The following is an 8,876-nucleotide window of genomic DNA, read 5'->3' on the forward strand; positions in this document are numbered from 1 at the left end:
GCGCAAAGCGATGGGCGACCTATTCGGTGGCCCCTACGCCTGAACTATCCACGAATGATTAGACTTAATAATTTATTGATATTAACGCGTAGATTGCGCATTTTCGCAAATTGAGCGCGAGGCACCCGGAACCTTTAGGCGACTATACTGATCTTTGTTAGGCGGTACCCAGCCTTTTAGGTCTAGGGCTGTTTGACGAAGATTACTTATCAAGGTTGTATCCGTGCCGATATGCAATCTAGGTCGCACGTTTCTCATCAGCACGCCTATCGCGCTCATGGCAGGGCTATTCGCACTCGGACCGGCCCAAGCCGATCTTGCCAATGTCGTTCGCGTCGTGCTGCAGAAGGGGCGGCAATACGCCCCCACCGACCTGTTTCTGCGCCGAGGTGACACGATCGTCCTGGTCAACGGGGACGACGGTGCGATCCATCACGCCTTCATCGAGGCCGATCGGTTCGCGTTCGACGCCGGCGACCAAGAGCCGGGCAAACAGGCCACGCTGACGCTGAAGGAGCCCGGCGACTTCGTGATCAAGTGCGGTATCCACCCGAAGATGAAGCTCACCCTCCACGTCCAGTAGGAAGGTGGCGACCGAGCTCCATCTATCAGGCGGCCTCAGATCACCGGCAGGCCGGTGAGGCCTTCGTACAGGGCCTCGTGACCGACGTAGTACAGCGCCAGGAAGGTCGCGAGCGCACCACCGTAGTAGGCCGGCGCCCACGTGATGTCGCGGACCCGCACTGCGGTGCGCATGTCGTCGGCCGCGATGCCGAGCAGCACGACGATGATCCCGGAATGCCCGATCGCGTCGACCTTGCCGAACTCGAACACCGCCGAGACGAAGATCGCGGCCAGGATGATCGCCGCGGCGCGTCGCACCAGTGGGGTCCAGAGCAGCGCGAAGGCCAGGGTGAACTCGATGACGCCGGCCGCCTGCATGAACAGCTCGGGCGTCGCACCCATGGTCATCTGCGGCTTGGCGGCTAGCAGCGGATCGGTCCACTGCGGGTAGGCCCACTTCTCGACTGAGGCCCACATCAGCGTGATGGCGGCGGTCCAGCGCACGATGTCGAGCGGACGCAGGCCGAAGGGCTTCAGGTTGAGGCCTTGGCAGACGAGGTAGACCGCCACCCCGAGGAACACCGGGTAGTCGGCAAGGTGGAACACGCCGTACTGCGCCGTGGCCAAGCTGAACAGGAAGACGATGCCCAGGCCGGTGAGCGGCATAGTCCTGCGCCAGATCAGGCAGGCGGCCAGCGCGAGCTGGAACCACGGGATCCAGGCGACGTCGGTCTTGAGCTCCGGGGTGAGGATGATGCCGCCGAGTTCCCAGAGCGAGACGAAGAAGAAGCCCAGCGTGGCGCGGACCAGCAGCTCGGTGTCGGTCCGGATCCGGGTGGTCACGCGATCCAACGCGTTCATGAGGGCACCGCCCAGCGGCGTGCCCTCGGCCAGGCACCCGAACATCAGGCAAAGGATGGCCAGACCAGCGAGCCACTCGAAGTCAGTGCACAGCACCTGTTCGAGGCCGCGTGGCTGCCCGGCGACGTCGTAGGCGCAGAACCATTTCACGTGAGCGCTGGCGGAGCTCGTATCGGCGAGGAGGGCCAAGGGGGCGGCTGCGAGGCTCGCCAGCACATGCGTGCCCATGCGACGCGTGAGCTTGAGCGCCGAGAACCAAACCATAACGACCTCGAAAGACGTGGCGGGCACCGACCCGCCTACGTATTTCCTCACAAACAGCGGTATCGCGTCAACGAGTTATTAACGAATATTACGCGATGGTTAATAGCAGTCGTAGTACTTATTGCCTGAGCAACTGACGCTAATTTTGATCTTTGCTGACGCTCACGTTCCGAGCCAGGACCCAGCCGGGCTCGCAGGGGCCGCTGTAACTCTGCTCGATCGGCGTGAGGATCGTTGTCCGGCATCCGAGCAGCGCGGAGCCGTAGACGACGTTCAGCCATCAAGAAGCTCTCCATCTCGGCCCCAAGCCCGATGACACGCCCCTTCTCCGGACGGGCATCGTCGCCGATCGACCCGTACATTCTGGCAAGGGTATTGCCTGCCCCTTGAGATGGCTGTGTTCCACCTCGAATGCTCCATCCACCGGCGTTGCGCCAGCGGTCTCTCGGTTGCCGCCGAGCAGATCGTGATGGGCACGGATGCCGAGGCGATCGCCTATGCCGATACCCGGTTCGCGGGCCTGATTGCCAATCGTGCAGGATCTGCGACGTTGAGGGATGATGCTGGGCGGATCATCTGGTCCGCACGACGTGCCGGTGTCACTGGGGGGCGGCATAGCGATGACCGAGACCGATAAGCCTCATGGCATCAGCGTCGTGCCACCAACGGTGCCGATCCGAAACATCAACGTGCCCGACCCGACGACCGGGAGCGGGCCCGAGAGCAAAGACGTGGTGCAAGACGCCGAGAGCAAACCTGACGATCCAGACAAGGCAGCCAAGGATGGCTTGGCCTAGCTAGTTTGAGGCGCAGATCGCGGACGGGACAACCGCGCAGGTCGCCGGTCGCCTCGTCTGATGGGAATGAGCCCCGCAGTCCTCCAGACGGATCGGTTCGATCGGTCCTGGGCTGAACGTCATCATGATCGATAACGTTCAAGCTTCCGTCGCGGATCACCGCAGACGGCATCATCTTGCTTGCTGTCGGCTCTTGGTTCGGATACCGAGGCCGTCCCGGACAAAGAAAAGGCCACCCCCAAAGGAGCGGCCCGAAGTCTAGGGAGGAAACGCCCTTCTCAAGGCAGCAGGATTGCGACGCCATCGCGATCCCGCAACGCACACTTAAGCTGGTGCGATGCAACAAACAATGCTCAATCTCCGACCAGAGCACATAGCCGTAGTGTCCTCCTGCACCCGCTGCATGGGCATCACGGTCTAGCGAAACCAGCCGTTAACCAGATTGTCACTCGCTCGCCGCATGTCGGCGGTAGGCACTCTCGCTCCCGCAACAGCCGTGAGCAGAGCATGACGCGAGCCGACCTCGACAAGCGCGCCGAGCTAACCGTGTGGCCTGGCCAGGGGCCAGCGCACGTCGCACAGGGTCATGAGTTCCCGACGCTACGCCAAGCTCTTGCGGCAGCGGCTGAAGCCATAGACGCAGACGATGCGCAGCCTTGGATCATCACAGAGGACGGCGACATTCTCTCGCCCCGTTGGATCAGGGCCAATACTGGATCCAGCCGCCTTCAATAACGGGCCGTGAGTCGGCGCTTGCGGTGTCCGATTTTTTCGTTGCGCCAATTCTCTGACGATTACGCTGTCTAGCCCTTACGGCCGGACAGTCGGGTAAAGCTCGCGGCCGCATGCCTTGCCAGGCCGTCAGTGCCTGCGCCTGCTCTCGTCGCAATATGGCCTCCGGCACATTCGGCCCCCGCTGAGAGCGGGGCGGCTTGCACGTGAGACGAGCGCGCTTAGCCACCTCTCCTTACCTCAAACCTCTGAAGCTCTTTCTGTAGGGCTTAATAGCGGTTCTGGCAGCATGTGCTGCGTAAAGCATGATCCGTTTTAGACGGCGTATTCCACTTTTTAAGGGTCGATATAGAGGCATTTTCTCTAGACAGGCGTTCGCGATCCGATGAAAAACAATCCAACCCTCTTACTGCATGGAAAGAGTTGGACATGGATCCTTGGGTTGCGTTCGTCGATGCTCTCTCGGGACGGTTTCGCCGCCGCCGCAGCCGTGTGCTGCGTGAGCGCTGCCCGGATTTGCCACGTCTGCGCGTGCTCGACCTCGGTGGCTCACGCCATTTTTGGGAGCAAATGCCCGAGGACATGATCCCAGCGGATCTGACGCTTCTCAACATCGAGGACGATGGCTCAGCTCGCAGCCACACTGGCAAGCTGCAGGCGCTTAAGATTGAGCTCTACGATGGTACGCGGATCCCATATCCGGATGGCCATTTCGACGTTCTGATCTGTAACTCGGTGATTGAGCACGTGCCCCCCGAACAGCGGGCCCATTTTTGCAGCGAAGTACGTCGCGTCTGCAAACGCTACTTTGTCCAGACACCGGCTTACGCGTTCCCGATCGAACCGCACTTTGTGCTGCCGGCGATCCACTGGCTGCCGCGTCCGTTCGGGCGGCGCTTCATCCGCTTTGGTCTGTGGGCCCTGCTCAGCCGACCCACGCCGGAGAAGATGCAGTCGTACTTCGACAACACGCACCTGCTTCGCGCGCGGGATATGCGTGCCTTGCTGCCCGACGCCCACCTCGTACGCGAGCGCCTATTCGGCTTCACGAAGTCCTATACAGCGCACGGCCACGGCCGCGGCGCTCTCCAGGGCGCCTGACCTGAGCCGGCTCGCCACTACCTCCAGTGGCGGTCGCGAGCCGGTTCAGCGGGAACAGGACGATCAGCATCAGGGCGAACTTGGCGAGCATCGTGGTCTTGCCGGCGAGGCCCTCGAAGGTGTTGACCAGGATGATAAAAGCCAGGATCGGCAGCCAGACTCCGCGTCGGCACCCTCGGGCGACCTCAGCGAGGTAGAGCCCAACAGCCAAGACGAGCAAAGCCGTCACCAAAACGCCGTGATAGAGCACGTCCGAGATGATCGAGTTCTCGATGCCCCATTCCAGGCCGTAGATCCGCCGCAGGGTGCTCACCTGCAAGAGGTCGGGCGCCAGCAGCAGCTGCCGGAACGGGATAGCGTCGAAGATCGCCAGCATGTCGACCCGCGCTTGGGCGCTGCCGCCATCGGAGACAAACCGGTTCAGCAGAGTGTCGAAGAAGCCCACAGTGGCCAGGATAGCCACGACAACCGGTGCCATCGTCAGGGCGAAGCACGCACACGCAGCCCCGGCCAGCGGGATCCGGTTGTTGCGTAGCGTTCGGTTGAGAACGACGAGTCCAACCATTCCACCGAAGGCTAGGGTCGTCACCGTGGCTGCCCGCCCACCGAACGTGACCAGGGCTACGAGCTGCAGGGCGATCATCGCAGCGCGAAAGGCCGGCGCAACCCTCCCGCCGCCCATGGCGAGGGATAAGACGTAACAGGCCGTCACCGTCGCGTTGGTAAGTGGATGGCCCTGGAGCGCAGCCGAGCGCGTGTCGGTCTCAAACGCCATGCCGTCCATGCGGAACGGGAAGAAGCGTTGGCCGCTGGCAAACTCAAATAGCCCCAGCAAGGCATTGGCCAACATGACAAAATGAAAGACGTTCTCCAGCCGTCCCAACGTGGCGGCATTGCGATCCATGAACAGGATCGGGACGAGACCCGCCAGCACGAAGGTATCGATCGAGCCAGCCAGACCTGTTCCACCGCGGACCGCAATCAATACGAGAAGCAGCACGCCGCAGATCGCCAGCAGTACGCAGGCCGGCTTGCGGTTTAGGGCCTGCACAACGGGGATCACGGGATTGCCGGCACGCAGCATGCCCCAGCCGCACATGGCGATCGCTAGGTAAGTCGTCGGATGGATCTTCGAGGTGGGCGAGCCGGTGATCCCCTCGTAGTTGAACCCCAGCGTCCACAGAAGGCCGCCGGACAACCCGACGAGAAGCAGCGTGAAAACCACGAACGTCAGCAGCTCCGCCCGCGCGGCTCCGCTCAAGGTTGTTCCCGATCGCGACCACGAGGCACGCCGACGCTCGAAGCCGGCGGGTTGGGCGGTCGTCACGCCGAAAGCCTTTTCGGCATGAGGGGCCGAGAGGTTGGCGCGCGTGGGGCAGTGACAGCACCGCTATGGTCGATCTGTCTCACGATCGGTCACCATCGTTCCGAGCTTGGGGTGTTCCGGCAGTCACCGCCCGTGGCCATAATAAGGCGCCTAGACTGGTGAAAATCCCTAAAACCCGCTGATGGGTGCCGATATCAGCGGCAATCACTGGGCATCTGGTAAACGCTCCGCAGCAAATCCCTCTCTTACGTTGCCAGTTATCAATCTTGTTACCGATTGGCCGGTAGAGCGGACCTGCAGCCGATATTCGGCGGGTCGACGCGCTGCGTGGGGACGCGCTCATCATGCACGTGAGAGTTCGTCTGGACGGCACCCGACCACGCCGTTGGCACGCCACGCTGTTACAGCGGATCTCTGACACGCCCGGCATTCAGGATGTCAGCGTCGATATTGCACCGGGTCCAAAGGGTTGGCCTGCTAGTGCCGATCTATTGTTCCGGCTTGAAGGGCTGGTTTACGGGCTCGGTTTGGGCGGGTCGTTGCACCTTTCGCCGTCGGACTTGGCAGCCTGGGCTCGCTCCATCGCGGCAGATCTGGTTCTCGATCTTTGTGGTGATGCGGTCGCCGCCTGTCCTGTGTGGCGCCCAGCCTACGATGGCGGCATCGGCGAAAACGGCTTGCTTATGGGTCTCCTCGCCGGACGTGTGCCACGGCTTGAACTGATCCAAGATGAACGCGTCGTGGCTAGCGGGATCCTTGGGTCAGATCATCAGGGTTCGATAGCCATCTCCTTCGAGGACGCACTGGCTCGAACGATTACGGTCGTCACAGCCGCGCTAAGGGATCGGCTGAGTGGCTCTTCGGAACGTGAGGCTAGGGCGGATCTCGTCCAATGTGTCGTCCCAGTCCTCCCGGCGGCGGCTCTAGGAAAGCGGTCTGCGCGACTGCTCGCCAGGAGTGTGGTCAGTCGCCTTTACCGGCTGTGCTACCATGCTCCGCACTGGCGAACCGGATGGCGCCTTCTCGACGGACCGGATCTGATCGACCTCGGGCGTCATCCGGACACTGGCTGGAATAACCTGCAGGATGACGGCCGCCGGTTCTATGCCGATCCGTTCCCGCTGGCCTACGCCGGGAGCACGCACGTCTTCCTTGAGGAATTTCCGCACGCGACCGGCAAGGCGATCATCTCGGCCGTCCGGTTCGGCCCTAACGGCCCCGAAGGCACGCCCGTACCGGTACTGGAAGAGCCCCATCACCTCTCCTACCCGTTCGTGTTCGAGCGCGACGGCGCGGTCTGGATGGTGCCGGAGAGTTCCGCAGCCGGCCGGGTCGATCTCTACCGGGCGACCCGCTATCCCGGAGGCTGGGTCAAGGAGGCGACGCTGCTCTCCGACGTGGTCGCCAGCGATGCAACTCTGGTCGAGCATGCGGGCCGCTGGTGGATGTTCGCGACCGTGCGCGATGCAGGCTTAGACGCCCCGCTCGGGTCGGGGTCTTACCATGATACGCTCCACATCTGGTCAGCGCCAGATTTCCGCGGGCCCTTCGCGTCGCATCCGGCCAACCCGGTCCTGATCGATCCCTCGACCGCTCGCCCAGCTGGGCGGATCGTCGAACGCGGGGGCGTCTTGATCCGCCCTGTACAGGACTGTTCGCAAGGCTACGGCCGAGCCCTGAGCCTGGCACGGATAGACCGCCTCGACCCTGACGGGTTCGCGCAGACGATCGTCAGTCGGATCACGCCCGGTCCAGCTTGGCCAGGCAACTACCTCCATACCCTGAACGCCGCCGGCGGCATCGAGTGCATCGATGGATCTGCCCGCGCTTCGCGTATCAAAGCGATGATTAGCGACAGGGCGAAGCAGCGTTCGGACACTGCGGTAGCCTCTGTTTGATCCAGGCCGTGAGTCGGCGCTTGCGGTGTCCAGTTCCGCCGCACCGACCCTCACGCGACTGCCCGGCCGAGGCTTCACGGGCGGGGCGCAGGGAACCAGCCCATGCTCACCTATCGTCACGTACTCGGCCGCTGTTGCCATCTCGTCATCGTGTAGCCTGTTGCTCGCTCCAGCTCAGTTTGAGCGCTATTGGCGATGCCGTCATGGGTGCGGCCGTCGATCGAAGCCGTCTGCAGGACTGCGCAGGAAAAACCGAGCATGCCGAACACGTATGGCCTCAACCGCACGCTTGGCGGCGCCATCGGCGTCATCGCGCTGGTGTCGGTCCTCAGTAGTGGGGCGGTTCTGATCACACGTAACCAGCTGCAGGATGCGACCGACGCCCTCGACCGCTCGACACAGGTGGTCCGGGGTCTCGACGCCATCCGTACCGCCATGCTCAACCAAGAAACAGGACTGCGCGGCTACCTGATCACCGGACGTGAGAGCAGCCTCGAACCGTATCGAGCGGGACGGCCTGCCTTAGAGGAGACAATCCCCCGTCTGAGGACCTTGATTGGCAACGATGCCGAGCGGTCACGCCTGTTGGCCGATGCCGTGACGGCAGCCCGCGCCTGGCAGGCCGATATCGGCGAGACCGCGATACGTCAGGCCGCAGATCCGACGACGAGACCGGAGGCGGTGCGTATCGAGGCTGAAGGCAAGGGCAAGCAGTTCTTCGACACGCTGCGCGACAAGCTCGCCGCCATCGACAGGCTAGAAGGACAGACCCGCGCGGCGCAGGCTGTTCGCGTCGCGCAGGCTGAGCGCAACGAGAGCCTCGCTGTGTGGAGCGGCACCCTGCTCACACTCCTGATCTGTGCCGCCATCGGGATCGCGATCAATCGCCTGATCGTCCGTCCACTCGTGCGCGTGATGAACTTCGTCGAGCATGTCGGGGAGGGTGACCTCACCGGCACACTCGGGACGGGCGGCCACAATGAGATCGGCAGCTTGGGTCGCAGCCTCAACGCGATGGTGGCCAACCTGTCCGATCTAGCCCGGACCAACCGCGCCGCCACCTCGGACCTGAACGCCGCCGCGGCCGAGATCCGTGCCTCCGCCCAGGAGCAGGCGGCTTCCGTCGAGGAGCAGTTCGCCGCCGTCCAGGAGACCGCCGCGACCATGGACGAGATCACCCATTCCGGCGCCCAGATCGGCAAGCGCGCCACCGAGGTGATCGCCACCGCCCAGGCCACGGCCCAGACCTCCCGGCAGGGCCTGCGCGCGGTCTCCGACACCGCCAAGGCGATGGACGCGATCCGCGAGCAAGCCGAGGCGGTGGCCGGCAAC

At 63.2% G+C, this 8,876-nt stretch carries 8 protein-coding genes; 6 read left to right on the top strand and 2 right to left on the bottom strand.

All coding sequences use genetic code 11. The features are described 5' to 3' along the window. The first annotated feature begins 277 nt into the window (after nt 1-277). Nucleotides 278-583: a hypothetical protein gene (locus FV242_RS30815; protein ID WP_147941583.1), complete on the top strand. Its 306-nt coding sequence runs from the start codon at nt 278-280 to the stop codon at nt 581-583. 35 nt (nt 584-618) lie between these two features. On the opposite strand, the gene FV242_RS30820 is transcribed toward FV242_RS30815, so the two are convergent. Continuing rightward, nucleotides 619-1,689, bottom strand: coding sequence for a hypothetical protein (locus FV242_RS30820; RefSeq protein ID WP_187278629.1), 1,071 nt, complete (start codon nt 1,687-1,689; stop codon nt 619-621). A gap of 620 nt (nt 1,690-2,309) precedes the next feature. On the opposite strand from FV242_RS30820, the gene FV242_RS34950 reads away from it, so the two are divergent. The 3 genes from FV242_RS34950 to FV242_RS30835 all read left to right on the top strand — a co-directional run bounded on the left by FV242_RS34950 (nt 2,310) and on the right by FV242_RS30835 (nt 4,319). Further along, entirely contained in the window at nt 2,310-2,486 is a 177-nt protein-coding gene (locus FV242_RS34950) for a hypothetical protein (protein WP_187278630.1), read from the top strand. Nucleotides 2,487-2,993: 507 nt separating this feature from the next. Then, nucleotides 2,994-3,221 (top strand): hypothetical protein, encoded by a 228-nt coding sequence (locus tag FV242_RS35905; RefSeq protein ID WP_147941585.1) that lies wholly within the window; start codon nt 2,994-2,996, stop codon nt 3,219-3,221. 426 nt (nt 3,222-3,647) lie between these two features. Next, nucleotides 3,648-4,319, top strand: a complete 672-nt coding sequence (locus FV242_RS30835) for a class I SAM-dependent methyltransferase (RefSeq protein ID WP_147910492.1) — start codon at nt 3,648-3,650, stop codon at nt 4,317-4,319. Here FV242_RS30835 and FV242_RS30840 read toward each other — a convergent pair. Beyond that, nucleotides 4,264-5,580 (bottom strand): VpsF family polysaccharide biosynthesis protein, encoded by a 1,317-nt coding sequence (locus tag FV242_RS30840; RefSeq protein WP_246692967.1) that lies wholly within the window; start codon nt 5,578-5,580, stop codon nt 4,264-4,266. The two genes, FV242_RS30835 and FV242_RS30840, sit on opposite strands and share 56 nt — an antisense overlap. A 410-nt stretch (nt 5,581-5,990) precedes the next feature. On the opposite strand from FV242_RS30840, the gene FV242_RS30845 reads away from it, so the two are divergent. Together FV242_RS30845 and FV242_RS30850 are read left to right on the top strand one after the other, a co-directional pair. Further along, entirely contained in the window at nt 5,991-7,544 is a 1,554-nt protein-coding gene (locus FV242_RS30845; protein WP_147910491.1) for a formyl transferase, read from the top strand. A 258-nt stretch (nt 7,545-7,802) separates the two neighbouring features. Continuing rightward, a partial coding sequence (locus FV242_RS30850; RefSeq protein ID WP_147941586.1) for a methyl-accepting chemotaxis protein occupies nt 7,803-8,876 on the top strand: 1,074 nt, incomplete at its 3' end.

Origin of the sequence: Methylobacterium sp. WL64, assembly GCF_008039945.1 — a bacterium.
GTDB lineage: Bacteria > Pseudomonadota > Alphaproteobacteria > Rhizobiales > Beijerinckiaceae > Methylobacterium.

Excerpts from the sequence above, each read along its gene's own strand:
- FV242_RS34950 (WP_187278630.1), top strand. The coding sequence starts at position 2,310 with ATGACCGAGACCGATAAGCCTCATGGCATCAGCGTCGTGCCACCAACG.
- FV242_RS30820 (WP_187278629.1), bottom strand. The coding sequence starts at position 1,689 with ATGGTTTGGTTCTCGGCGCTCAAGCTCACGCGTCGCATGGGCACGCAT.
- FV242_RS30845 (WP_147910491.1), top strand. The coding sequence starts at position 5,991 with ATGCACGTGAGAGTTCGTCTGGACGGCACCCGACCACGCCGTTGGCAC.
- FV242_RS30835 (WP_147910492.1), top strand. The coding sequence starts at position 3,648 with ATGGATCCTTGGGTTGCGTTCGTCGATGCTCTCTCGGGACGGTTTCGC.
- FV242_RS30815 (WP_147941583.1), top strand. The coding sequence starts at position 278 with ATGGCAGGGCTATTCGCACTCGGACCGGCCCAAGCCGATCTTGCCAAT.
- FV242_RS35905 (WP_147941585.1), top strand. The coding sequence starts at position 2,994 with ATGACGCGAGCCGACCTCGACAAGCGCGCCGAGCTAACCGTGTGGCCT.